26 protein-coding genes and 1 tRNA gene are annotated in these 25,148 nt (G+C 45.4%); 18 read left to right on the top strand and 9 right to left on the bottom strand.

The window, feature by feature from the left end:
* Positions 1-94 precede the first annotated feature (94 nt).
* The 5 genes from endA (at position 95) to ruvX (ending at position 3,734) form a co-directional block, all read left to right on the top strand.
* Positions 95-802, top strand: a complete 708-nt coding sequence (endA, locus tag M2387_RS08645) for a deoxyribonuclease I (RefSeq protein ID WP_259048754.1) — start codon at positions 95-97, stop codon at positions 800-802.
* 97 nt (positions 803-899) lie between these two features.
* Positions 900-1,631 carry a 16S rRNA (uracil(1498)-N(3))-methyltransferase gene (rsmE, locus tag M2387_RS08650; protein WP_259048755.1) on the top strand — a complete coding sequence of 244 codons (732 nt, stop codon included), beginning with the start codon at positions 900-902 and terminating at the stop codon, positions 1,629-1,631.
* A 12-nt stretch (positions 1,632-1,643) separates the two neighbouring features.
* On the top strand, positions 1,644-2,591 hold the full coding sequence (gene gshB / locus M2387_RS08655) for a glutathione synthase (RefSeq protein ID WP_259048756.1): 948 nt from the start codon (positions 1,644-1,646) through the stop codon (positions 2,589-2,591).
* A 160-nt stretch (positions 2,592-2,751) separates the two neighbouring features.
* Positions 2,752-3,315 carry a YqgE/AlgH family protein gene (locus M2387_RS08660; RefSeq protein WP_259048757.1) on the top strand — a complete coding sequence of 188 codons (564 nt, stop codon included), beginning with the start codon at positions 2,752-2,754 and terminating at the stop codon, positions 3,313-3,315.
* The gene (ruvX, locus tag M2387_RS08665; protein WP_259048758.1) at positions 3,315-3,734 is read left to right on the top strand and encodes a Holliday junction resolvase RuvX; all 420 of its coding nucleotides are present in this window, start codon (positions 3,315-3,317) and stop codon (positions 3,732-3,734) included. Before M2387_RS08660 ends, ruvX begins: the two co-directional genes overlap by 1 nt.
* A 52-nt stretch (positions 3,735-3,786) precedes the next feature.
* Here the strand turns inward: ruvX and M2387_RS08670 are convergent, their stop codons facing one another.
* The 4 genes from M2387_RS08670 to M2387_RS08685 all read right to left on the bottom strand — a co-directional run bounded on the left by M2387_RS08670 (position 3,787) and on the right by M2387_RS08685 (position 7,063).
* On the bottom strand, positions 3,787-4,128 hold the full coding sequence (locus tag M2387_RS08670; protein WP_259048759.1) for a DUF1622 domain-containing protein: 342 nt from the start codon (positions 4,126-4,128) through the stop codon (positions 3,787-3,789).
* A gap of 51 nt (positions 4,129-4,179) precedes the next feature.
* Entirely contained in the window at positions 4,180-5,097 is a 918-nt protein-coding gene (locus tag M2387_RS08675; RefSeq protein ID WP_259048760.1) for a nucleotidyl transferase AbiEii/AbiGii toxin family protein, read from the bottom strand.
* 1 nt (position 5,098) lies between these two features.
* Entirely contained in the window at positions 5,099-5,863 is a 765-nt protein-coding gene (locus M2387_RS08680) for a type IV toxin-antitoxin system AbiEi family antitoxin (RefSeq protein WP_259048761.1), read from the bottom strand.
* Positions 5,864-6,058: 195 nt separating this feature from the next.
* Complete coding sequence (locus tag M2387_RS08685; protein WP_259048762.1) at positions 6,059-7,063, bottom strand: type IV pilus twitching motility protein PilT; 1,005 nt, start codon at positions 7,061-7,063, stop codon at positions 6,059-6,061.
* A gap of 15 nt (positions 7,064-7,078) precedes the next feature.
* Between M2387_RS08685 and M2387_RS08690 the strand changes: the two genes are divergently transcribed.
* From M2387_RS08690 to hemW, 5 genes are read left to right on the top strand one after another with little or no spacing between them, the layout of a single operon-like run.
* Positions 7,079-7,783: a YggS family pyridoxal phosphate-dependent enzyme gene (locus tag M2387_RS08690; RefSeq protein WP_259049027.1), complete on the top strand. Its 705-nt coding sequence runs from the start codon at positions 7,079-7,081 to the stop codon at positions 7,781-7,783.
* Positions 7,784-7,807: 24 nt separating this feature from the next.
* On the top strand, positions 7,808-8,362 hold the full coding sequence (locus tag M2387_RS08695) for a YggT family protein (RefSeq protein WP_259048763.1): 555 nt from the start codon (positions 7,808-7,810) through the stop codon (positions 8,360-8,362).
* Positions 8,359-8,652, top strand: coding sequence for a DUF167 family protein YggU (gene yggU / locus M2387_RS08700; RefSeq protein ID WP_259048764.1), 294 nt, complete (start codon positions 8,359-8,361; stop codon positions 8,650-8,652). Before M2387_RS08695 ends, yggU begins: the two co-directional genes overlap by 4 nt.
* Positions 8,653-8,658: 6 nt before the next feature.
* Positions 8,659-9,252: an XTP/dITP diphosphatase gene (locus tag M2387_RS08705; protein ID WP_259048765.1), complete on the top strand. Its 594-nt coding sequence runs from the start codon at positions 8,659-8,661 to the stop codon at positions 9,250-9,252.
* Entirely contained in the window at positions 9,245-10,381 is a 1,137-nt protein-coding gene (gene hemW, locus M2387_RS08710; RefSeq protein ID WP_259048766.1) for a radical SAM family heme chaperone HemW, read from the top strand. Before M2387_RS08705 ends, hemW begins: the two co-directional genes overlap by 8 nt.
* A 37-nt stretch (positions 10,382-10,418) precedes the next feature.
* Here the strand turns inward: hemW and M2387_RS08715 are convergent, their stop codons facing one another.
* From M2387_RS08715 to M2387_RS08730, 4 genes are all read right to left on the bottom strand, one after another.
* Complete coding sequence (locus tag M2387_RS08715) at positions 10,419-11,135, bottom strand: YggN family protein (protein WP_259048767.1); 717 nt, start codon at positions 11,133-11,135, stop codon at positions 10,419-10,421.
* Positions 11,136-11,258: 123 nt separating this feature from the next.
* Complete coding sequence (locus tag M2387_RS08720; RefSeq protein WP_259048768.1) at positions 11,259-11,585, bottom strand: YggL family protein; 327 nt, start codon at positions 11,583-11,585, stop codon at positions 11,259-11,261.
* Positions 11,585-12,304, bottom strand: coding sequence for a tRNA (guanosine(46)-N7)-methyltransferase TrmB (trmB, locus tag M2387_RS08725; protein ID WP_259048769.1), 720 nt, complete (start codon positions 12,302-12,304; stop codon positions 11,585-11,587). The genes M2387_RS08720 and trmB overlap by 1 nt, the downstream gene beginning before the upstream one ends.
* 355 nt (positions 12,305-12,659) lie before the next feature.
* Complete coding sequence (locus tag M2387_RS08730; RefSeq protein WP_259048770.1) at positions 12,660-13,394, bottom strand: GntR family transcriptional regulator; 735 nt, start codon at positions 13,392-13,394, stop codon at positions 12,660-12,662.
* A gap of 293 nt (positions 13,395-13,687) precedes the next feature.
* Between M2387_RS08730 and M2387_RS08735 the strand changes: the two genes are divergently transcribed.
* From M2387_RS08735 to mltC, 6 genes are all read left to right on the top strand, one after another.
* Positions 13,688-15,346 (top strand): alpha-glucoside-specific PTS transporter subunit IIBC, encoded by a 1,659-nt coding sequence (locus M2387_RS08735; protein ID WP_259048771.1) that lies wholly within the window; start codon positions 13,688-13,690, stop codon positions 15,344-15,346.
* Positions 15,343-16,668 carry a 6-phospho-alpha-glucosidase gene (locus M2387_RS08740; protein ID WP_259048772.1) on the top strand — a complete coding sequence of 442 codons (1,326 nt, stop codon included), beginning with the start codon at positions 15,343-15,345 and terminating at the stop codon, positions 16,666-16,668. Before M2387_RS08735 ends, M2387_RS08740 begins: the two co-directional genes overlap by 4 nt.
* 253 nt (positions 16,669-16,921) lie before the next feature.
* Positions 16,922-18,097, top strand: a complete 1,176-nt coding sequence (locus M2387_RS08745; RefSeq protein WP_409039640.1) for a carbohydrate porin — start codon at positions 16,922-16,924, stop codon at positions 18,095-18,097.
* A 340-nt stretch (positions 18,098-18,437) separates the two neighbouring features.
* Positions 18,438-19,496 (top strand): A/G-specific adenine glycosylase, encoded by a 1,059-nt coding sequence (gene mutY / locus M2387_RS08750; protein WP_259048773.1) that lies wholly within the window; start codon positions 18,438-18,440, stop codon positions 19,494-19,496.
* A gap of 31 nt (positions 19,497-19,527) precedes the next feature.
* Positions 19,528-19,803 carry an oxidative damage protection protein gene (locus M2387_RS08755; protein ID WP_259048774.1) on the top strand — a complete coding sequence of 92 codons (276 nt, stop codon included), beginning with the start codon at positions 19,528-19,530 and terminating at the stop codon, positions 19,801-19,803.
* 32 nt (positions 19,804-19,835) lie between these two features.
* Entirely contained in the window at positions 19,836-20,915 is a 1,080-nt protein-coding gene (gene mltC / locus M2387_RS08760) for a membrane-bound lytic murein transglycosylase MltC (RefSeq protein ID WP_259048775.1), read from the top strand.
* Positions 20,916-20,957: 42 nt separating this feature from the next.
* On the opposite strand, the gene M2387_RS08765 is transcribed toward mltC, so the two are convergent.
* Complete coding sequence (locus tag M2387_RS08765; protein ID WP_259048776.1) at positions 20,958-23,093, bottom strand: ornithine decarboxylase; 2,136 nt, start codon at positions 23,091-23,093, stop codon at positions 20,958-20,960.
* 561 nt (positions 23,094-23,654) lie between these two features.
* Here M2387_RS08765 and M2387_RS08770 point away from each other — a divergent pair.
* Positions 23,655-23,730 (top strand) — tRNA-Phe (locus M2387_RS08770).
* A gap of 557 nt (positions 23,731-24,287) precedes the next feature.
* Positions 24,288-25,043, top strand: coding sequence for an Abi family protein (locus tag M2387_RS08775; protein ID WP_259048777.1), 756 nt, complete (start codon positions 24,288-24,290; stop codon positions 25,041-25,043).
* Positions 25,044-25,148: the final 105 nt, after the last annotated feature.

Consider the following 25,148-nt stretch of genomic DNA (forward strand, 5'->3'; position numbering starts at 1 on the left):
ACCGATTATTTCCTGGCACTCTAACCAAATCACCGATTGAAACTGGATAAATCATCAGGTAGGGTTTCTGCATCTTTCTGCAAAGGCTCTATAAATGTCCAATAAATTAGCTTTCGCCGTTGTCTGTATTGCCTTATTCAGCTCAATGAGCACCTTCGCGAATACTATCAATAATTTCTCTCAGGCTAAGACCGCTGGCGTAAAAGTGAATGCCGATGCTCCAGGAGACTTTTATTGCGGCTGTAAGATAGACTGGCAGGGTAAAAAAGGGATCCCAGACCTGGAATCATGTGGCTATAAAATACGTAAAAACGAAGTACGTGCCACACGTATTGAATGGGAGCATGTGATGCCCGCCTGGCAGTTTGGCCATCAGTTACAATGCTGGCAGGACGGTGGACGTAAGAACTGCGCTAAAGATCCAGAGTATCGTACAGTCGAAAGTGATATGCATAACCTGCAACCGGCTGTCGGAGAAGTGAATGCGGATCGCAGTAATTTTATGTTTGGTCAGTGGAATGGCGGTGAAGGCCAGTATGGTCAGTGCGCGATGAAAATTGATTTTAAAAACAAACTTGCTGAACCGCCAGTTCGCGCTCGAGGCGCTATTGCACGCACTTATTTTTATATGCGTGACCAATATAAACTCCCTCTTTCACGTCAGCAAACCCAGCTTTTTCAGGCATGGGATAAGCTCTATCCGGTAAGCGATTGGGAGTGCGAACGTGATAAACGTATTGCTAAAATCCAGGGGAATAATAACCCTTATGTGCTACGGGCTTGCCAGGCGCGAAACAGCTAACCTACACTAGCGGTAACTACTTATGTTACCGCGGTGATTTGTTTCTCGCCGTCTTAGAGCCTAATGGGATAGGCTCTTATTAACCGGAAAAAATTTCATGCGTATACCCCGCATTCACCACCCTGCCTTATTAGCCGTTGGTCAGGTCACTCTTCTTGACGACGATGCCGCTAACCACGTAGGTCGCGTACTTCGCATGCAGGCGGGCCAGGCGCTGCAACTGTTTGACGGTAGCAACCAGGTGTTTGAAGCTGTTATTAAACAGGCTGATAAAAAAAGTGTTCAGGTAGAAATCCTGAGCGGATGTGAAGATAACCGGGAATCACCTCTCTGGCTGCATCTTGGCCAAGTGATGTCACGCGGTGAAAAGATGGAATTTACCATCCAAAAAGCCGTAGAACTGGGCGTTAATGTCATTACTCCGCTCTATTCAGAACGTTGTGGTGTCAAGCTTGATGCTGAACGTCTGAGTAAAAAACTCGGACAGTGGCAAAAAATCGCCATTGCGGCCTGTGAACAATGCGGACGTAACCAAATTCCTGAAATACGCCCGGTAATGAGTCTTGAAGCCTGGTGTGCTGAACAGGAGCATGGGCTCAAACTGAATTTACACCCACGAGCCAGTGCGAGTATTAATACGCTGCCACAGCCCGTGGAACGTGTTCGTTTGCTCATCGGCCCGGAAGGCGGACTCTCTGCTGACGAAATCGCCATGACCGCCGAACACCAATTTACTGATATTCTGTTAGGACCTCGTGTTCTGCGTACTGAGACTACTGCGCTCACCGCTATTACCGCACTCCAGGTGCGCTTTGGCGATCTGGGCTAAAGGAGAATAACCATGATTAAGCTCGGCATCGTGATGGATCCCATCGCACAGATTAATATTAAGAAAGATTCAAGCTTCGCTATGCTGCTGCAAGCACAGCAGCGCGGCTATGAACTGCACTATATGGAAATGGCCGATCTCTATCTGAACAATGGCGAAGCACGCGCACGTACGCGCTTACTGAGCGTCGAGCAGAATTACGATAACTGGTATACCTTCGGGAACGAGCAGGATATTGAACTTGCCGACCTTGATGTCATCCTGATGCGTAAAGATCCGCCTTTTGACACCGAGTTTATCTACGCCACCTATATTCTTGAACGTGCGGAAGAGAAAGGTACCCTTATCGTCAATAAGCCGCGCAGCCTGCGTGACTGTAATGAGAAATTATTCACCGCCTGGTTCTCTGACTTAACGCCAGAAACCCTGGTAACACGTAATAAAGCTCAGCTGAAAGCCTTCTGGCAGAAACATGGCGATATCATCCTCAAGCCGCTGGATGGGATGGGTGGTGCTTCAATCTTCCGTGTTAAAGAAAGCGATCCTAACTTAGGCGTGATTGCCGAAACTCTGACTGAACTGGGCACTCGCTACTGCATGGCTCAGAACTATATCCCGGCAATTAAAGACGGAGATAAGCGCGTATTAGTAATTGACGGCGAACCGGTACCTTACTGCCTGGCACGTATTCCGCAGGGCGGCGAAACGCGTGGCAACCTGGCGGCTGGCGGTCGTGGTGAACCCCGTCCGTTAACCGAAAGTGACTGGGAAATAGCCCGCCGCGTCGGTCCGGAGCTCAAAGCCAGAGGCCTGATTTTTGTCGGTCTGGATATTATCGGTGACCGCTTAACCGAAATAAACGTCACCAGCCCAACCTGTATCCGTGAGATTGAAGCTGAGTTCCCGGTATCCATTACCGGTATGCTGTTTGATGCCATCGAAAAGAGACTGGCGAAATAGCATAACAGGCAGGTCTCTTTTCCTGCCTTCTTTTCCTCTCTCCCTGAATCGGGCTTTCCAGACCAGCTCTTGGGTAGCCCGATTCTGTTTAATAGTGATAAACTGTTCAGCATCCATCCACTTAGTGCCGTTTTTTTAACCGGAATAATACTCACTGCCAATGAATTTACAGCATCATTTCCTTATTGCCATGCCGGCGCTTCAGGATCCCTTATTTAAGCGCTCTGTCGTCTATATTTGTGAATATAACGAAGATGGTGCAATGGGGATAATTATTAATAAACCGCTGGAAAACCTTCAGATTAGCGGTGTTCTTGAAAAGTTAAAAATTGAGCCTGACCCCGTAGAACCGAGTATTCGCCTTGATAAACCGGTATTTATTGGTGGTCCACTTGCAGAAGATCGTGGATTTATTCTGCACTCCCCACCCGACGAATTTGGTTCCAGTATTCGTATCTCAGAGGATGTGGTAATCACCACTTCTCGTGATGTTCTGGAAACGCTGGGTACCGCTAAACAACCAGAAAATGTGCTGCTTGCACTGGGTTATGCTTCCTGGGAAAAAGGTCAGCTTGAACAGGAAATCCTGGAAAATTCATGGCTGACGGTTCCCGCCAGTGCAGATATTCTGTTCCGTACCCCTATCTCTGAACGCTGGCGCGAAGCAGCTCGCCTCGTCGGAGTGAATATCCATAGTATATCTGTTGAAGCGGGGCATGCTTAATGAGCAGCGGAACCTTGATGGCCTTTGATTTTGGTACAAAAAGTATTGGTGTTGCCATCGGCCAGCGTATCACCGGTACCGCCCGCCCGCTCACAGCATTTAAGGCCCAGGACGGAACACCTGACTGGAACCTGATTGAAAAATTGCTTAAAGAGTGGCAGCCCGAAGAAATAGTGGTTGGGCTACCGCTGAATATGGATGGTACAGAGCAACCGCTTACCGCTCGCGCACGTAAATTTGCTAATCGTCTGCACGGGCGTTTTGGGGTAAAAGTGTCGCTACAGGATGAGCGTCTGAGTACCGTTGAAGCCAGAGCCGGTTTATTTGAACAAGGTGGATTTAGGGCGCTTAATAAGGGGAGTATCGACTCTGCCTCGGCGGTCGTTATTCTTGAGAGCTGGTTTGAAAACCATCCCTGATATGCTCAGCAAAATCGCCTCTGCCTGAATAGCCAGAGGCGATTTCAATATATCAGGCGGCTTTCTTCTCTTCCGGATTGTGCTCCAGTTCCTTGCTTAAGAAGTAGTTTAAGAAGGTTCGGATCACGGCAATAATGCCAAGTTTAATCAGGCTGTCTAAATCCGGGTCTACCGTGGTAACGAGAATATCAGCGGCTAACTGAAATTCGAGCGCGGTTGCCAGCCAGCCCCCCAAACAGTAACGCGCCGCACGCCCGTCTTTTACCTTCACTATCACAACCAGCGTTTTCACTAGCCCGATAACGACACAGATAACAGAAATCACCTCCAGCAACAGCTGAAGATAGCCCACGCATGAAACTAATAACTCGCGGAAAAAGTGTAAATCAGGCATCAAATAACCTTAATAAGCTAATTAGAATAGGTGTCGGGTATAAATTCTAAACTACTTAATCCACTCAGCAAGCACTACCTCAAGCTTCGTCAGCGCCTGAATATGTTTATCTTCTGGCATCCGAGCAATATTTTGCAGTTTCCACTTTACGGCTGGTAGATGTTGAATCTGATCTTCAGGAGCCAGGCTCCAGTCAGGTTGACCACTTTTAAAAGATATTAAAAAATCATAATCCTGCTGTGTGAATTGTGCTTTAAGAGCAGTAATCATTAATTTGGGTATCGCATTGAGTTCATCCAAAGAGACGTCATCGAATGTCATTCCGTTAAACTCATGTGCATATAAATCAGAAATATCTTTCCAGTGAGGATTTAGTACTTCTGATAATGGGCGTGGGTGTCCCAATAGATAAGTGATAAAACCATTAAATATATGACGTTCGATACCTTGCTGATCAAGTAGTATTTTGACGTCATAAAAATCTCGCGGGTGTTGCCTGTCCAGCGCTGCACACAGTTTTCCGCCATAGAGATCGGCAAGTGATACAACCTGAATCGCTGCAAAGCCAAATTTGTCTTCAACCACTTCAACAACATCACGCTCTTCAGGAGGATATAGTGTTCCCCGCGCAACAGGCGAAACCTCTATCTTTATCTGTGCCTCCTGAGAAGAAACAATAATCCTCATTTCATCAGGCTGATTTGTTTGTAGCACCGCTGAAATACCCGCATGTTGTTGCAGCATTTCACAGATACGCGTTAAAGCAGCCCGAACATTTGGCAATGCCACATCTCTTTTTTCTAGCAGAATATAAGCCAAATCAATATCAACAGATAAACGTGGGAAATCACGAACAAACAAATTTATCGCTGTACCACCTTTTAGTGCAAAACATCGTTCTGATGCCACAACAGGTAATGCTTTTATCAGCAATGCAACTTGCTGATAATAAGGTGATTGACTATCCATGCTAGCTCCCTTTGTTAACAAAACTCCCTGGAACAGTGATCTGATATTTTTGATCCAACTTGCCACCAGATACTATCTGTCGTTTTCCTGCTCCTAAATCAATGTTGGTTTTATCTATTCGCTTAACCCATTCATGTGCATAGTATTCGGCCAAAAACAGGTAAAGGCGGTTCGTTTGCACCGCTCGACTGAATTGCAACAATATTTCAACTTTGCGTGGGCTGAGATTTACCAGTCCCTGAAATAGTTCTGCTGCATGCTCAAATGAAAGCGAATCAGGCACTGCATTAACAATTTCATAAGCAGCTAATTCCGGTACACTCGCTTTCAGTCGCATTCCCTGAATTTCGACTTCCATCAGATATTTTTCGTCACTCATATTGAGCTTGTGATTAGAAAGTAAAAACCACTCAGTATTGGGAAATTCTTTGAACCATTTTGGTAATGAGGCTTTATTTTCTACGTAGAGCCAAATCACTTGGCGTGTTAAATGAAGATAATGAGAGCGTCCCTGCCAGGTCAGGCTAGTCAGCCCAGCCAGATGAACAGAGATCCCAAGCTGATTTTGCAAGCAGAGTACCGCATCACTCCATTGAGCTTCACGCCCACTTCGCACGTACACGCCGGCACGCAGCTTATACAACCAGTCGCTATGCATATACTTATTGGCTAGAGAAGGACTGATACCGTTTTTTGTCAACCAGGACTGTAATACCAGGGAACCCGGGGCAGTATTCTTAAGAAGCCAGTTTAATTTTGATGGCATAGATTAACCCTAGGTTTAACTATATACCAAATAGTAAACTGCCAAGTGGGTAATATGTCAACAATGCTATCTTTAGCTTACAGCGCTTATCCATTTGGTCACTGAAAAGGTTATTTCCGTACAAAATCAGTAACAACAATAACTTGAAAGGATTTACTCCTACATCTGGCTGGGCTCTATAGACCCATAATCCTGCTAATTTGTCTCTCCATCAGATAACGTAAAAATCCCTGCCTCCAGCAACAAAGCCCGGCTCTGCTCAAAACTCTGCATTCCCACTCGCTGCCCGGTTTGCAGGATACCCGGTAGCTGGCAGGTTTTACCTTCACGGATAATATGGCTGACTGCGGAAGTATTCAGCAGCAGCTCATATAAGGCGACTCGCCCACCGGATTGAGTCGCCAGTAGCTGTTGCGCCAGAATCGCCCGCAAGCTGCCCGCTAACTGGTAACGAATCCACTCTTTCTCAGCGGCTGGGAAAATATTTACTATTCTGTCGATGGTTTGTACCGCATCGCGAGCATGGAGTGTAGCCAGTACCAGATGACCTGTTTCTGCCGCAATCAGCGCCTGGCGGAGGGTATCGCAGTCTCTTAACTCACCCAGGACAATCACATCAGGATCCTGGCGAAGGGCTGCTTTTAACCCGCTGGCAAAACTGCCGCAGTCTCGCCCGGCCTCACGCTGCTGGATAAGACACCGGCCCGATTGATGCAGATATTCAATCGGTTCTTCCAGCAGCAAAATATGCCCTTCTCGTTGCTGATTTAACTGATTCACCATCGCTGCCAGCGACGTGGATTTACCGCTTCCGGTAGCACCACTGATGAGAATTAAACCGTCGGAATGTTGTAAGAGCGGTAGCACTGCCGCGGGCATTGCCAGTGAATCGAGGGTTGGACATTGCTTTGGTAATAAACGCAGAGCAAGGGCATAGCCTTGTTGCTGGCAAAACGCCTGCCCGCGTAATCTGATGCCGCTATTCATCGTTTGGGAAAAATCGACCTGACCTTCCTGCACAAGTTGCTCTTTCTGCGCTTCAGTGAACCACTTATCAATCAGCTCTGCAGGAGATGGCGCGGTTTCCGGGAAAATTTCTAGCTTTCCCTGCCTGCGCCAGCGCATCGGTTGTCGCGGACACAGGTGTAGATCAGAGGCATTATGCTTTACACTATGGGACACAATTTCTTCGATATCCATATCACTCTCAACATCATGACTGAAATAGCGAACAACCTGGCACAGATTCATCAGAAAATCGCAGCGGCTTCAGCGCGTTGCGAGCGATCGTCCGAAGACGTTACCCTGCTTGCAGTCAGCAAAACAAAACCTGTGCAGGCTATCTCAGAAGCCATTGATGCCGGGCAGAAATGTTTTGGTGAAAACTATGTTCAGGAAGGGGTGGATAAAATTCATCACTTTGCCGAACAAGGTCTCTCCGGGCTGGAATGGCACTTTATCGGACCCTTGCAGTCCAATAAAAGCCGTCTGGTTGCCGAAAATTTTGACTGGTGTCATACCGTAGACCGCCTGCGTATTGCCACGCGTTTAAATGAACAACGCCCGGCTAATTTGCCCCCACTGAACGTCCTGATTCAGGTCAATATCAGTGATGAACAAAGTAAATCAGGTATTATGCTAGAGCAACTGGATACGCTTGCAGCGGAGATAGCACAGCTGCCAGGATTAAAACTCAGAGGGCTGATGGCGATACCTGCGCCAGAGCCTGACTATGAACGCCAGCTTGCCGTTTGTCGCCAAATGGCCAGTGCTTATGAAACGCTTAAACATCGTTACCCGACAGTTGATACCTTATCCTTAGGCATGAGTGATGACATGGAAGCGGCTATCGCCGCAGGATCAACAATGGTGCGTATTGGAACCGCCATCTTTGGCGCGCGAGATTATTCTGCCCGTTAATTTTTATCATTATTAAGGAACACCATGCTGACGTTGACTTTTCTGGTCAAGACCCTAATTGAGTTGTACGTGATGGTGCTGCTAATCCGTATCTGGATGCAGTGGTCACGCTGTGATTTTTACAACCCATTCGCGCAATTTGTAGTCAAAATTACGCAGCCTGTTATTGGTCCGCTGCGTAAAGTTATCCCTTCACTGGGTCCGATTGATACTTCCTCGCTACTGGTCGCCTTTATACTGACCACGCTGAAGTATCCGGTTCTGTTGCTGATTCAGGTTGGGGTGTTATCACTCGACCCAATGAATCTGCTGGTCGGCCTGCTGTCATTGCTGAAGTCGGCAGGAACCATGGTGTTCTGGGTCATTATCGCTCGCTCTCTGATGAGCTGGATAAGCCAGGGTCGCAGCCCTATCGAGTATGTCTTAATTCAGATGACTGAACCGATGATGGCTCCGATTCGCCGTATTTTACCCGCTATGGGCGGCATCGATTTTTCAGCGATGATTGTTATTCTTATCCTCTATGCGCTGAATTATCTTGGTATGGATCTCTTCCCGGGGCTCTGGTATTTGCTGTGAGTCCGGTAAGCAAGACTCCTGACGGGCTGTTATTACGGCTGTATATTCAGCCGAAAGCCCATCGGGACAGTCTGGTAGGGTTGCATGGCGACGAGTTAAAGGTCGCCATCACCGCCCCACCGGTTGATGGTAAAGCCAACAGCCACCTTATCAAGTATTTAGCCAAACAGTTTCGGGTTACCAAAAATCAGGTGGTACTGGTGAAAGGTGAAACCAGCCGCCATAAACAGATTAAAATTATCGACCCGCAGCAGATCCCGACAGACGTCGCGGCAATAATCACAGAGTAGTTCACTATGAAAAAAGTTGTTTTAGCGACCGGCAACGCCGGCAAAGTGCGTGAGCTGGCAGGTTTGCTGGCCGATTTTGGCCTCGATATCGTCGCTCAAACCGAGCTAGGTGTCATTTCAGCTGAAGAAACTGGCCTGACATTTATTGAAAATGCCATTCTTAAAGCCCGCCATGCGGCACAAATTACTGGCTTACCGGCTATTGCTGATGACTCTGGCCTGGCAGTTAATGCTCTTGGCGGCGCACCAGGCATTTATTCTGCACGCTATGCAGGGGAAGAAGCCTCAGATCAGCAAAACCTGGAAAAATTACTGGTCGCGCTGAAAGATGTACCCGATGCCGAACGCCAGGCGCAGTTTCACTGTGTTCTGGTCTATATGCGCCATGCTGAAGACCCAACGCCACTAGTCTTCCACGGTAGCTGGGACGGTATCATCACCCATACACCAGCAGGTGTTGGTGGTTTTGGTTATGACCCCATTTTCTATGTTCCCGGAGAAGGTAAAACTGCTTCACAGCTCACGCGCGAAGAAAAAAGTGCCATTTCCCACCGCGGACAAGCGCTGAAATTACTACTGGAAGCCATGCGTAATGGCTAATTTGCCACCTCTGAGTCTTTATATTCACATTCCGTGGTGCGTACAAAAGTGCCCCTACTGTGATTTTAACTCCCACGCCCTGAAAGGCGAGGTACCGCACGATGACTACGTCAGTCACTTATTAAGTGACCTGACTCTCGATGTCCCTTTAGCCCAAGAACGTGAGGTTAAAACTATCTTTATCGGCGGCGGTACGCCAAGTCTGTTGTCCAGCGAAGCGATGCAGAACCTGCTCGATGGCGTTCGCGAACGTCTGGTGCTGGCGGCGGATGCGGAAATCACCATGGAAGCGAACCCCGGTACCGTTGAGGCAGACCGCTTTGTGGGTTATCAGAAAGCAGGGGTTAACCGTATTTCCATTGGGGTACAAAGCTTCAGCGAGCCTAAGCTTAAGCGCCTGGGACGTATCCACGACTCCGGCGAAGCAAAGCGCGCAGCGCATCTGGCTGCCGGCCTTGGGTTACGAAGCTTCAATCTCGATTTAATGCATGGCCTGCCGGACCAGACGCTGGAAGAAGCACTGGACGATTTACGCCAGGCCATTGCCCTGAATCCGCCGCATTTATCCTGGTATCAGCTAACCATTGAACCTAACACAATGTTTGGCTCTCGCCCGCCAGTGCTGCCGGACGATGACGCCTTATGGGATATTTTTGAACAAGGGGATCAGTTACTGACAGTCGCAGGTTATCAGCAGTATGAAACCTCGGCTTATGCAAAACCGGGCTATAAGTGTCAGCATAACCTGAACTACTGGCGCTTCGGGGATTACTTAGGTATTGGCTGCGGCGCACACGGCAAAATTACTTTCCCGGACGGCCGTATTCTGCGTACCGAAAAAACACGTCATCCCCGCGGATATATGACCGGTGAATATCTGCATCGTCAGCATGATGTGGAGCAAAAAGAGAAGCCATTCGAATTCTTTATGAACCGTTTTCGCTTACTCGAAGCCGCGCCGCGTGAAGAATTTAGCCGCTATACCGGGCTGGACGAGCAGGTTATTCGACCGCAATTAGCCGAAGCCTTAGAGCGGGGTTACCTGACAGAAACCGAAACACACTGGCAGATTACCGAAAAAGGTAAACTGTTTTTGAATTCGCTTCTTGAGCTGTTTTTAGTCGAATAAGAACAACGGTGGACTGGCCAGGCCAATCCACCGTTTTTTATTTCAAAGTACTGACCAGAGCCTTACGCTGCTCTTCAAGAGACACCACTTTATTACAGACATCACGGCCGAACTGCTGGAAGTCTGCTTCCTGCTTTTTCCATTCGGATTGAACCGCAGTTTGTAAACCGCCCAGGTTGCCCAGTACGTTTTGCAGTGGATTACCGCCGCCGCCCATGACTGCTTTAGCGCCCATCTCATTAATGCTGTCTTGCACAATAGCGCCCATCGCCTGATTCACCAGCTGCTGCCCTTGGCTGCGAACCTGATTAATGGCCTGATAATGAAAAGTCAGACCATCCGGGCGATGTTCAATAATACGGTTCATCTGCTCTTTAAGCTGTGTATCAAGCTTAGTCAAACGCCCACGCATATTGCTGCTCTCACCCACTTCTTTGGCAATAATACGATCCAGTGCAATACGCCCCTGATCGACACGCTGGCGTGCGCCGTTATCAATCCACGGCAAATCATTACGCAGCGCTTGCTGATAATTAACCGCCTGCTGGCGCTGGGTCGCATTCAGCGATTTAGCCACACCGTTAAATTGCACATTACCATCCGGGGCAATCAGCAGATTACCGTTCTGCCCCACCACCTGGACTGATTGTGGAGTGATAACAACGTCATCCTGTGGATTCACACGACACTGATAATTGGCCTGAGCCGAGGCGGCTGTCACCAGCAATGCGCCTAAAAGAGCCTGACGAAACATAGCATCTCCTGAATATGCAGGTGTTAACCTAAGCCTGAAACTACCAGGCAAACTAATGCAAAGAGGGAAAAACACTGTTTTTCCCTCTTCTCTTTTACTCTGTCGCTACCCTTGAGGGATAACTTAATCCCACCAGACGTCGAACAAGTCACTGGTACGTACATTACTCAGTTTACGTGCTTCCAGCCACTCGCGGATCTGCGCCTGATGTTCAGGGGTACATTTACCGATCTCTTCCGTACAAACTAACCCTTCCCACGCCAGATAGCCACTGCCATCAAAAGCCAGCTTATTAGGCGCAATGACTTCTGTAATCAGGGCATCAACTGTCTCATCAATTTTTTCTTCGGACGTGCCTTCAGGGAAACTCCAGGCAACTGAAAAGCCAATTTCCTGGAACTCATCGATACGCATTTTTTTACGCAAACGACGGCTGCGATTCTTTGCCATTACTTTACCCTCTCAAACATTAAGTCCCATACACCGTGGCCCAAACGATGGCCACGCTGCTCAAATTTAGTGACTGGACGTGAGTCCGGACGCGGTACGTAATCTTTGCTCTGTGACTGGTTCTGGTAACCGTCCAGCCCTGACATTACTTCGAGCATATGTTCTGCGTAAGGTTCCCAGTCAGTTGCCATATGGAATACGCCGCCAAGCTTCAGCTTACTTTTTACCAGTTCAGCAAAAGGTGCCTGTACGATACGACGCTTATTATGACGCGCTTTATGCCACGGATCGGGGAAGAATAACTGCACCATTGTCAGGGAGTTATCAGGAATCATCTGTTCCAGCACTTCAACCGCATCGTGACACATTACCTTCAGGTTCTCGACTTCCATCTCTTTTGCCAGACTCAGGCAAGCACCGACACCCGGTAAATGCACTTCAATCCCGAGATAGTTATGACGAGGGTTGGTATTCGCCATCGTCACTAACGAGGCCCCCATACCAAAGCCTATCTCCAGGGTAACCGGCTCTTCGTTATTAAACAGAGAAGAGAAATCAAGTGGTTGTGCCTGATATTCGACGCCCATCACCGGCCAGTAGTTATCCAGCGCAAGCTGCTGGCCTTTAGTCAGGCGGCCTTGACGGCGGACAAAGCTACGTATGCGACGTAAGGCGCGACCTTCTTCATTAAATTCCGGTGAAATGACGTCATTCTTCATGATTTATTAGTACTTCGGTTGAGATTGGAGAAAACAGGCATTATCCAAAGTTAAAGGCGAGAAGCAAGCGACTCCTCTGACAAAACCTGGCGCCGTTAAGTGTACCGCCTTCGATAACCTAAATACTAGCCTATCCCGGCATACCTCGCTTGACTACTCCCTGCACTAAATGTGTTGTATCCCAAAAGAGGGATATCTAACGGGTTAAGGTGCATTGTTATGGCCAAAGCCAAATATTCGCTGTGGCCGAGTATTATCTCTCAGGCAACGGCAGAACTACTGCTCGTTTTAGGGGGACAAGCGCTAGTTCGACAGGAATAGATGCTAATCAATCAATTAGAATCTATTAATTAGTTTATAATTCCTTAAAATTTTTATGATTATTGTTTCTGCTTCTCTTGAAATGATACTCTTCACGGTATTCATTAGCATTTCTTATCATAACTGAATAATCAATATACTCACCGGTATCGCTATAAGAAAGTGATGTAAGACGTAATAAAGCACATCCCTCAGCAACTTGTAATAAATTAGCTATAGAGCTATCAGCTATAACTGGAGTAAAGCTTTCATAATGACCTTCTATATTAATCTTGCAATCATCTTCAATATACGAAAACTTTGAACCTTCAAGATGTAAAACTGATAAATTACCGAAGAGTCTACTGGGCATATAACTATCTTCTAGCAATAGAGGTTTTCCATCAACAAATCTTACACGACGAGAATAATAAATTCTTTCTCCCGTCCTCATATGTAAAAGACTGGCTATTGCAGGAGGAACGACCATTAGTTGAAACTCTATGACTTTACTTGTCATACTGCGACCAAGCTCTTTCATCAACTCAGAAAATCCTTTTAACCCATAAGTTCCATGTTGAATGTCTCTTTGTACTATATAAGTTCCGCTGCCATGGACTCTCTTAACCAGCCCCCACTCTATTAATAACTCAACAGCTTTACGTATTGTCATTCTGGATACTGAAAACTCAGTAGCAAGTTTTTTTTCGCTAGGCAAAGCATCACCTATAGAAAAATTATCTGAGTTAATACGAATTCTTAAACGATTAGCCAAAGTTTTATAGATCACCAGCAGACCTCTTTTTTAGACGATTACAGGCTGTAAGTCAGATGAAGAAAAACAGCAACCCATTGTTAAACATAAACTTTCACCAGAAAAAACTCACTAATACATTATGATTTTAAAAAGGTATAAAAATGACACAATAAGTAGACCTCTTTGAGCTTCAGTTAAACATGAACAAGATCACGAAACGATAAATGATTCTCTGTAATTTAAATTCTATTCACTTAGGATTCAGTTCTCTTGTAAAGAAATATAACAATTATTAAAAATAATCACCCTAAAAATGAGGTTTGTTAATGCTTAGTCAAATCCAACGTTTTGGTGGTGCGATGTTTACACCCGTACTTTTATTCCCATTTGCTGGAATGATTGTCGGTCTAACCATTATGCTCCAAAATCCAATGATCATCGGTGAAACACTCACCGAACCAGATAATCTTTTTGCACAAATAGTCAATATTATACAAGAAGGTGGATGGACCGTTTTTCGTAATATGCCACTAATATTTGCTGTCGGTTTACCCATAGGATTAGCTAAGAGTGCACAGGGGCGTGCATGTTTAGCGGCTCTTGTTTGCTTTATGACATGGAACTATTTTATTAATGCAATGGGATTAACTTGGGGTGATTATTTTGGAGTTGATTTTAATGTAGAGCATGGAGGGCAAAGTGGGCTTGCCATGATTGCTGGAGTTAAGACTATTGATACCAGTATCATTGGTGCGATAATTATCTCAGGTCTTGTGACAGCAATACATAATCGTTATTTTGATAAACAACTGCCTGTTTTTTTAGGTATTTTCCAGGGTAGTTCTTTTGTTGTTATCGTTGGATTTTTCCTAATGATACCTTGTGCCTGGCTGACTCTATTAGTATGGCCAAAAATACAGGAAGGTATATTATCATTACAACATTTCATACTGGTTTCTGGTTCTTTGGGTGTATGGGTATTTACGTTCCTTGAACGCATACTTATTCCTACAGGATTACATCACTTTATATACGGTCCTTTTTCATTTGGTCCAGCCGCAGTTGAAGGTGGAATTCAAGCTTATTGGGCACAACATTTACTGGAGTTCAGTCAGAGCACTGAGCCGCTTAAAACACTTTTCCCTCAAGGCGGTTTTGCTTTACAGGGCAACTCAAAAGTTTTCGGTTCAGTTGGGATTGCATTAGCCATTTATTATACATCAGCCCCAAAAAATCGCATTAAGGTGGCTGGTTTACTCATCCCGGCAACATTAACGGCAATGTTAGTTGGTGTTACTGAACCATTGGAATTCACATTCCTGTTTATATCACCTCTTCTTTTTGCCATACATTCAATACTTGCTGCCACGGTAGCCACACTTATGTTTATGGCTGGAGTTGTTGGCAATATGGGAGGAGGACTAGTAGATCAGTTTCTTCCACAGAATTGGATCCCGATGTATCACAATCATTCCTCAATGATGTTTATCCAGATTGGGATTGGCTTAATTTTCACTGCCGTTTGGTTCATTATATTCCGAACGCTAATTCTACGCCTTAATCTAAAAACACCTGGCCGTGAAAATGCCGAAATAAAGCTTTATACCAAAGCAGATTATCAAGCACAAAAAAAATCATCCGGAAACAAAGATAGTACAGAAGCAGTTAATCAAGAACGTTCAAAAGCAGAGATTTACCTGGAAGGGTTAGGCGGTAAAGATAATATCATTAACCTAAATAACTGTGCGACAAGATTACGGATTACACTTGCCGACATTTCTAATACACATTCAGATGAATTTTTTAAAGAAATTGGCGCACATGGCGTAGTACGACACGGGAATGGTATTCAAATCATCGTTGGCCTAAATGTTTCTCAAATAAGGGACCAAATTGAAACTCTAATGAAAGAGGATCAATTGATACAGTCATCTACATCAGGGGTGAATACCCCAACAGAAAAATCTATTACGGAGGCAATATGAAGAAGAAATTTTCAGTAGTTATAGCGGGTGGTGGCAGTACTTTTACTCCAGGCATCATATTAATGTTACTGCAAAATAAGGAAAGATTCCCTCTTCGCACAATTAAGTTTTATGATAATGATGGCTCTCGCCAAGAAGTTATTGCTGAAGCATGCAAGGTAATTCTTAAAGAACACGCACCAGAAATAGAATTTAGTTATGGTACCGATCCAGAATCTGCATTTACAGATATCGATTTTGTAATGGCGCATATTCGTGTAGGTAAATATGCTATGCGCGAAAAAGATGAGAAGATACCATTAAAATACGGTGTTGTAGGTCAAGAAACTTGTGGCCCTGGTGGTATATCTTATGGAATGCGTTCTATTCCAGGCGTTATAGAAATCGTCGATTATATGGATAAATATTCTCCTAATGCCTGGATGCTGAATTATTCTAACCCTGCGGCAATTGTTGCAGAAGCAACTCGACGCTTACGCCCTAATTCTAAGATTCTTAATATCTGCGATATGCCGATTGGTATTGAAGGTAGAATGGCGAAGATCCTCGGTCTTAAGTCACGTAAAGAAATGAAGATCCGCTACTATGGTCTTAATCATTTTGGTTGGTATACGTCGATTGAAGATTTTGAAGGTAATGACCTGATGCCTAAACTTCGTGAACATGTTTCAAAGCACGGATATGTTCCTTTGCATGATGACAAAGTTGCGGAGGCAAGCTGGACTGATACTCATACCAAAGCAAAAGATGTCTGGGCATTGGATCCGACAACTTTCCCTAATACATATTTGAAATACTATTTATTCTCTGATTACGTTGTAGAACACTCAAATCCTCAGCATACACGTGCTAACCAAGTCATGGAGCACCGAGAGAAGAATGTATTCAGTGCTTGTAACGCTATTACACAAGCGGGTAAGTCTTCAGCAGGTGAAATTGAAGTTGATGAGCATGCTTCATATATTGTCGATTTAGCAACGGCTATCGCATTTAACACCAAGGAAAGAATGTTAATGATTGTTCCGAATGATGGTGCAATTAGTAACTTCGATCCAGAAGCTATGGTAGAAGTTCCTTGCTTAGTCGGTAGTAAAGGGCCAGAACCTCTTGTTATGGGTAAAATTCCGTTATTCCAGCATGGGTTGATGAGCCAGCAGGTTGCTGTAGAAAAATTAGTAGTAGAAGCATGGATTGAAAAATCTTATCTTAAGTTATGGCAGGCTATTACCTTATCAAAAACAGTTCCGAGTGCATCTGTAGCTAAAAATATTTTAGATGACTTAATTGAAGCAAACAAAGGATATTGGCCAGAACTAAAATAATTTTTAATCAATGGATAAAAAGGTACTGTTAGATCGTGCCTTTTATCCATACTATTCACAAAATATTTTCATCATTTTATGATTTAAACTTAGAAGGATTAATTTCATCATCTCAACATTTTGAAAATTTATAACCACTGAGTTATTTCACTTACTCAACTTAAGGATTCCAATCATTACAAACATCTTAAATACCACTGATATATTTTAGTTACATCTCGTTTGCAACCCCTATAAAATAATAAGGTAATTAATGATGAAGTATAATAACATTCTCTGTAGTCTACTGATTATATCCGCACCCGCAATATCTGGAATGACATTTGATACTCCACAAGGAAGCCTTAAATTATATGGTGATGTTGAATTTAATGTTGATGCCGCAAGCAGAACCGGACAATTAACCTCTCTAAAAACCAGTTCAGGGAAAGACTGGAAACCAGGAAATGCTGAACGCTGGGATATAAATGGCCGTATCTTAATGGGCCTGGATGGCTACCGTAAATCGACGAATAACCAGTTTGCTGGTTTTACCGTTCAACCACTAGCCGACTTATCTGGCACCATGAAACTTGATGATGCGGCATTCTTCTTTGGCCAGGAACAAGACTGGAAAGTCAAACTCGGACGCTATGAAGCCTTTGATATGTTCCCGCTAAATCAGGATACCTATATAGAGTATTCCGGTAATACCGCCAATGATTTATATGAAGATGGCTACGGCTACATCTACATGATGAAAGAAGGTCGGGGCCGTAGTTCTGGTGGTGCATTATTATTAAGTCAAACCACCGGGCCACTCTATCTTGAGCTAAATGCCTCGTCACGTGATGGTACAACGCTATTCCGGGATGACAATTATCACGGTAACCAGCTAGAAAATAAGAAAAATGTCATTTATATGCGCCCGGTTATCGCCCTGATGGTGGATAATGTTACCGCAGCTATCGCCATGGAAAGTAACGTTGTTAGCAATGCCTACGGATATATCGACAGCAACGGTAATTTTGTTAACCAGTCAAAACGTAACGGTTACGGTGCCACCTTCACCTGGAATGGACAAAAAACCAATCCCGATGACGGTATGATTATTAATTTAAGTACCGCCTATATGGATGCGACAGGAGAGAAAGACTTCAGTACCGGAATTAATGCACTCTGGCATGATTTTGAACTGGGTTATATTTATGCTAAAAATGATGTTAAAGAGTTCAACGTTAATAATGTTGATGCCAGTAACGTCAGTAATTTTCTGTTAGGTAAGTATGAAATTAATACTGTTCATACGTCTTATCGTATTCGTGATGTTATGGATATGAATAATTTCGATGTCTATTTAGGTGCTTACTGGTCGCGTATGAATGCAAATGAAACACATGATGATCAAGATCGTTATGGTATGCGCGTAAGATTCAAATACAATTTCTAATATTACCCATGGTATTGAGCCTGCTTATACCGATTATGCTCACAAACATTTTTGCGAGCAGTCGGAATATATTGAACAATCATTTTAGGGTATTATAAGCAGACTCCTTTTTATATCCAACACAAGTCTAAAAATTTTCATTTATATAAAGTGAACCCATTGTTATCGCTGCTGGTAAACTGGAACATCGTGACGTTTATAATCTTACAAGTGAAAGAATTCACTCCCAGCTTATGCAACAAGTCCTCACGCGCAAGTGCATAAGGAAAGATCCGGTTTACAGCCGTAACACTCTGTGCTGGAATCTGCATCCTGACTCACCCTTTGCGGATACCTCGCGTTGACTTTACAAGCTGCTCAATTTTCCCGACAAGTACTCGACTGGTATGATAAATACGGGCGTAAAACCCTGCCATGGCAACAAGAAAAAACAGCTTATAAAGTCTGGCTATCGGAAGTGATGTTGCAACAAACACAGGTTGCGACGGTTATTCCTTATTTCGAACGCTTTATGGCACGTTTTCCCACGGTTACCAGCCTCGCTCGCGCTCCGCAGGATGAAGTTTTACACCTGTGGACTGGCCTGGGCTATTACGCCCGTGCCCGTAATCTCCATAAAGCGGCACAAAAAATTGCCGATGAGCATGGTGGCGTCTTTCCGGATACCTTTGACGAAGTGGCAGCCCTGCCCGGTGTCGGGCGTTCAACGGCCGGAGCCGTTCTGTCACTGGCGTTAGGAAAACATTTTCCGATACTGGATGGTAATGTTAAGCGTGTTCTGGCTCGCTGTTATGCCGTCAGCGGCTGGCCCGGGAAAAAGGACGTAGAAAAACGCCTCTGGGATATCAGCGAACAGGTTACCCCTGCTCAAGGCGTCAGCCAGTTTAATCAGGCAATGATGGACTTAGGCGCGCTGGTTTGCACCCGCTCAAAGCCAAAATGTACCCTCTGCCCATTGCATAATGGCTGTGCTGCCTATGCCACTGAAAGCTGGGCCAGTTATCCGGGTAAAAAACCCAAAGTCACACTGCCGCAACGTACCGGTTATATGCTGATGATGCAGGAAGGCAGTGAAGTCTTTCTGGCGAAGCGTCCTCCCGTCGGGCTATGGGGTGGATTATTTTGCTTTCCCCAGTTCTCAACTTTACCGGAATTGCATAGCTGGTTAGAACAGCGTGGCTTATCCGTTGACCAGGTAAAGCAGCTCACCGCATTTCGTCATACGTTTAGCCATTTCCATTTGGATATCGTTCCAATGTGGATTTCGGTATCCTTATCGGGCGGCTGCATGGATGAAGGCGGCGGTCTCTGGTATAACTTATCCCAGCCTCCTTCTGTTGGACTGGCAGCACCAGTAGAGCGCTTGCTTCAACAGTTACATGCCGATCCGGTGTTATAAAACATCGTGCGAAAAAGATAAGGAAACAACAATGAGCAGAACTATTTTTTGTACTTATTTACAGCAAGATGCGGAAGGTCAGGATTTCCAGCTTTATCCGGGGGAACTGGGCAAACGTATTTTTAATGAGATATCTAAAGATGCGTGGAAACAATGGCAAACAAAACAAACCATGCTCATCAATGAAAAAAAGATGAATATGATGAATCCGGAGCATCGTAAGCTGCTGGAAACTGAAATGGTGAATTTCCTGTTTGAAGGCAAAGAGGTGCATATCGAAGGATACACACCGCAAGAAAAACAGTAACTTTTGGCCAACACAACGGCATCAATGGAAGAATGAAAAAATTTCTCGCGCTGGCTCTTATTGTCCCCTTGCTTATCTCTTGTTCCAGTAAAAAAGAGGATAGCGCGGACATCGTCACTTATCAGAAGGATACCAACGGATTCGATATTTTAATGGGGCAGTTTGCCAACAATATCGAGAATATCTGGGGGATGAAAGAAGTTCTGATTGCAGGCCCGAAAGACTACGTCAAATATACCGACAGTTATCTGACGCGTAGTCATATTAACTTTGATGCCGGTACCATTACTATTGAGACAATAGCGGGCACTAACCCCACCGGGCATCTGCGCCAGGCTATTATCACGACGTTATTAATGGGTGACGATCCGGGTTCTATCGACCTCTATTCTGATGCTAATGACGTGGTTATCTCAAGAGAGCCCTTCTTATATGGCCAGGTTGTCGATAACACCGGGCAGTCTATCCGCTGGCAAGGCCGCGCAGAGAAATTTGCTGATTATCTGTTACAACATCGCCTGAAGAAACGCAGTACCGGGCTAAAAATCGTCTATAGCGTGACGATTAATCTGGTTCCTAATCACCTGGATAAACGTGCGCATAAGTATATTGGCATGGTGCGTAAAGCATCACAAAAATATGGTATTGATGAATCACTGATACTGGCGATTATGCAAACTGAATCCAGCTTTAACCCTTATGCCGTCAGCCATGCTGATGCTCTGGGCCTGATGCAGGTTGTCCAGCACAGTGCCGGGGTCGATGTCTTTAGATCTCAGGGGAAATCAGGCAAGCCAAGCCGTAGCTATTTGTTTGATCCGGAAAGTAATATTGATGCAGGAACGGCTTATCTGGCCATTTTGCATAATAGCTATCTGGGGCAAATCACTAACCCGACTTCACGCCGCTATGCGGTGATTACGGCCTATAATGGCGGAGCCGGTAGCGTGTTACGGGTTTTTTCAAGTGACAAAGACCGCGCCTTTAGCATGATAAACGACATGAAACCGGGTGATGTCTATCAGACCCTGACGACTCGTCACCCTGCCGCTGAATCACGCCGCTATCTGTACAAAGTGAATACCGCACAGAAGAGCTATCGTCGTAACTGATCCTCTATGCCCTCACCTGAGTTACCAGATGAGGGCATAGACTCATTTCACCATATTGCCATACAGGCGTTTGATCCCGTCGGCATCGGTTTCACTGTAAACCCCCTGTAATTCAGGCGCAAAGCCTGGCAGGCGGTTAACGCTCTCTTCCAGGGCCAGGAAGTAACGCTGAGCCGCCCCGCCCCACTTCTCACCAGGCACCACACAGAGCACGCCTGGCGGATAAGGCAATGCGCCTTCAGCAGCAATACGTCCTTCCGCCTCTTTCAGCCTGACTAACTCAACGTTGCCGCGAATAAATTCGATATTGGCATCCTGAGGATTCATCACCACTTCAGGCAAGCTCTCTCTACGGAACATCGCTTTCTGCAGCGCTTTGATGTCAAGGCTGACATAGAGGTCGTGCATCTCCTGGCAAAGCTGACGCAAGGTGTAACCCTTATAACGTGTAGGATATTTGTGATAAATCATCGGCAGTACATCAACCAGCGGCGTATCGTTTTCCACATGGTGTTCAAACTGCATCAGCATGGCCACCAGACGCGCCATTTTTTCTTCACTTTCCGCCGGAGTCAGCAGGAATAAAATCGAGTTCAGATCCGCCTTTTCAGGAACGATACGATTCTCACGCAGATAATGCGCCAGAATGGCTGCCGGGATGCCAAAGTCAGTATAAGCCCCGTTTTCTGACGAAATACCCGGGGTGGTCAGTAGTAACTTGCAAGGATCAACAAAGTACTCATTTTCCGCATAGCCTTCAAAACCGTGCCACGACGCGCCGGGCTCAAAGCTAAAGAAACCGCGATCCTGAGCGATGACTTCAGTCGGGTAATCCTGCCATGGACGCCCGGCTACCACAGGTGGAATAAAGGGTTTAATCATTTTGCACTGGGCAAGAATCGCTTTGCGGGCTTCTATTCCGAACGCCACGCACTCAGCCCACAGACGACGGCCACTTTCCCCCTGATGGATTTTGGCATTCACATCCAGTGCGGCAAATAACGGGTAAAACGGGCTGGTAGAGGCGTGCAGCATAAAGGCATTATTCAGCCGTTTATGAGGACAGAAACGCGTCTGACCGCGCAGGTGGTTATCCTTTTTATGGATCTGTGAGGTTTGTGAGAACCCCGCCTGCTGTTTATGCACTGACTGGGTGACAAAAATACCCGGATCCTCCGGCCCCAGTTCCAGTAATAGCGGTGAGCAGTCAGCCATCATCGGAATAAACTGCTCGTAGCCCACCCAGGCGGAGTCAAACAGAATATAGTCACAGAGATGGCCAATGCTATCGACGACCTGACGTGCGTTATATACCGTACCGTCATAGGTACCGAGCTGGATAATCGCCAGCCTGAATGGACGCTTTTCCTGCGCACGTTCAGGCGCGACTTCGGCTATCCGATCGCGCAGATACTGCTCATCAAAACAGTGCGCGTCGATACCACCGATAAAACCAAACGGGTTACGGGTGGCTTCCAGATAAACAGGCGTCGCCCCGGCCTGAACGAGCGCCCCATGGTGATTCGACTTATGGTTATTCCTGTCAAATAACACCAGATCGCCGCGCGTCAGTAAGGCATTAGTGACCACTTTGTTGGCGCCAGAAGTCCCGTTTAAGACAAAATAGGTTTTATCCGCATTAAACACTTTGGCGGCAAATTTCTGCGCATCTTTGGCCGATCCTTCGTGGATCAGTAAATCTCCGAGCAAGACATCGGCATTACACATATCAGCGCGAAACACATTCTCGCCGAAGAAATCATAAAACTGTCGTCCGGCAGGGTGTTTTTTGAAAAACTCTCCATGCTGATGTCCGGGACAGGCAAAAGAGGTATTTTCCATTGCCACGTACTGCGTCAGGGTACTGAAAAATGGCGGTAACAGCTGCTCTTCATATTCACAGGCCGCGTTTTCCAGCGTCAGGTAGTCTTCTGACTGGCCGGTGATAATGCCGGTGACAGCAGGTAAATCATCAGTGACCGTTTCGGTCATGATAAACACGGGCACATTAAAGCCAGTACGTTTAAGTAACGTCAGAATACCGCTCTGGCTATCAGCAACAGAGATGACAACGACCGCCACATCGGTAAAGTCGGTATCAGCAAGGGTCACCACTTCACGATGCGTTAAGAGTGAGCCTGCAATACTGTGGCTGGCAGCAATTTTAAGTGACTTCATAAGCACAAATCCCCGTAGTCAAGGATGAGTGGGTGCCAATGGCACAGCAAAGGGAGTATTCCCCGGCGAAAGCGTCTTGAAAGTCTTGAGAGGTGAGTCCACTCCGACCGCCAGACATCAGTAAAATCAGGAGCGCCCTGAGTTTACTGATGTCCTACAGTGAGCAAGCGCTGCGCTTACCGCACGGTGGACTGACAACGACTTCGGAGTGTTGAACTTCGGGCGAGCACCTGAGTAAAAGATGGGGAAGAAAAGTGAATCAACATCAAGGTGCCCCCTCATAGTCGGTAGATAGAAAAATTCGCGCAATAATCGCACCTTCTGCCCTGCTGTTCAACATCCTGACTGACAGTTTATTCTGCCATTATGAACAAAAAAATAAATGAACCGCCTTCAGTATGCGATAAATCCGAAGCCTGATGCTTTTATCATCACCCTGCTCAATATTTTTGCAACACACTGGTGAATAACCGCTAATTTGATGTAAAGTTAGGCAAACGCACCATTTTTCACTAAATCTCGTTGACGAAAGGTACGGATTACGGTTTAATGCGCCCCGTTGCCCGGATAGCTCAGTCGGTAGAGCAGGGGATTGAAAATCCCCGTGTCCTTGGTTCGATTCCGAGTCCGGGCACCACTATTCAGAAAAACCAGCCTACGGGCTGGTTTTTTGCTTTCTGGGGTTTGGGTAAAATTTTGCCGATTCCAGTCATCAGTAAAAGACTCATTAAGTGAATTTGAGTATCTCCCGCTTTTTAAATTCAGATAAGACTCGCCCAGGCACCCAAACTTCCTTTACATGACAGGCCTGATTATCTCATTTTGGGATATGCCGATTTGCTATTGATAGTCAATTCAGTCTTTTTTAAGGGAATTGATAAGACGACTTCGATTTACTCAGATGATGGATGTTCTGGTCTTCGACAGCTTACTCATCGGCTTTAAAGGAAAATTTAAAAGTACATGATGAAGTACTAACTTCAAGCATTTTCATGGTGTTAGCTTGAGTGGAATAATGAAAGGTTGCTACAATGTTATGCAGTAAGGTGGGACCGGAGAAAGTCTCATCTCAGAAAAGCGAAACCCCGAGAGGGACCTAAGTCTGTCTCGGGGATCTAAGTAGATTGTTGGAGGCGCTTAGTGTTACCACCAGAGGGGCCGAGCCAACTGCTCTGATAAGGATTCTAACCCCCCATGGCTGAAAGTCAAGTTCCTTACGATTACGCTGGCAACGATGCCAGTATCATTGAAAATCTGTCTGAAGCGCGCTTTGCGCCCTACTTAAAAAATGCTGGGTTTAATAAACAATATGCATTTAGTTTGTATCTTTATAATGCACGTTTGTCAAAATCGTTCCTTTATCCTTTACATATTCTTGAGGTCACCCTTCGCAACAGGATGAGCGATATATTCAGCATTTATTTCGATGATAAATGGTATACCCATAATTCTTTCAGATCGGGTTTGTCAGCTGAAAGTATGGATGCGTTGGATCGTGGAATGAGAAGAGCTAAAAAGACCAACAAAGAAGATATTATTTCAACATTAACTTTTGATTTTTGGTCAAACCTGTTTAGGCCAGAGTACGACCGGTTTGTATGGCAAACAAATATGAAGAATTTATTGCCCAATATATCTATGACTCGAAAAGATTTCGAAAAAACGGTCAAAAACATTAACGATTTTCGTAATCGTATCGCGCATTATGAACCAATACACAGAATGAATTTGAGTCAGATGCATGTTAACATACTGAATACATTAACATGGTTATCTATTGAAACCAGCCTTTGGGTAAAGCATCACTCCACAGTCAACGAGTGTTTACGTATGAAGCCATCCCCTAAAGGAGATGGAAATATTTTAGTAAGCGAGCGATGTGATAATGATTTCACAGTAGTAGCCCTCAGTGATAGCATCAGTACAATACAAAATTTACCGTTTGTATAAATGCTAAAGGTGAAATAAAGGCTGTTCTAAATAATGAATACTTGGCTAAATATTTGATGTCCCAATCGGAAAACGATGAACTGATTATAGAGCTTAAGTCTCATA

This window comes from Klebsiella sp. BIGb0407, assembly GCF_024807845.1.
In the GTDB taxonomy this organism is placed as follows: domain Bacteria; phylum Pseudomonadota; class Gammaproteobacteria; order Enterobacterales; family Enterobacteriaceae; genus JGM124.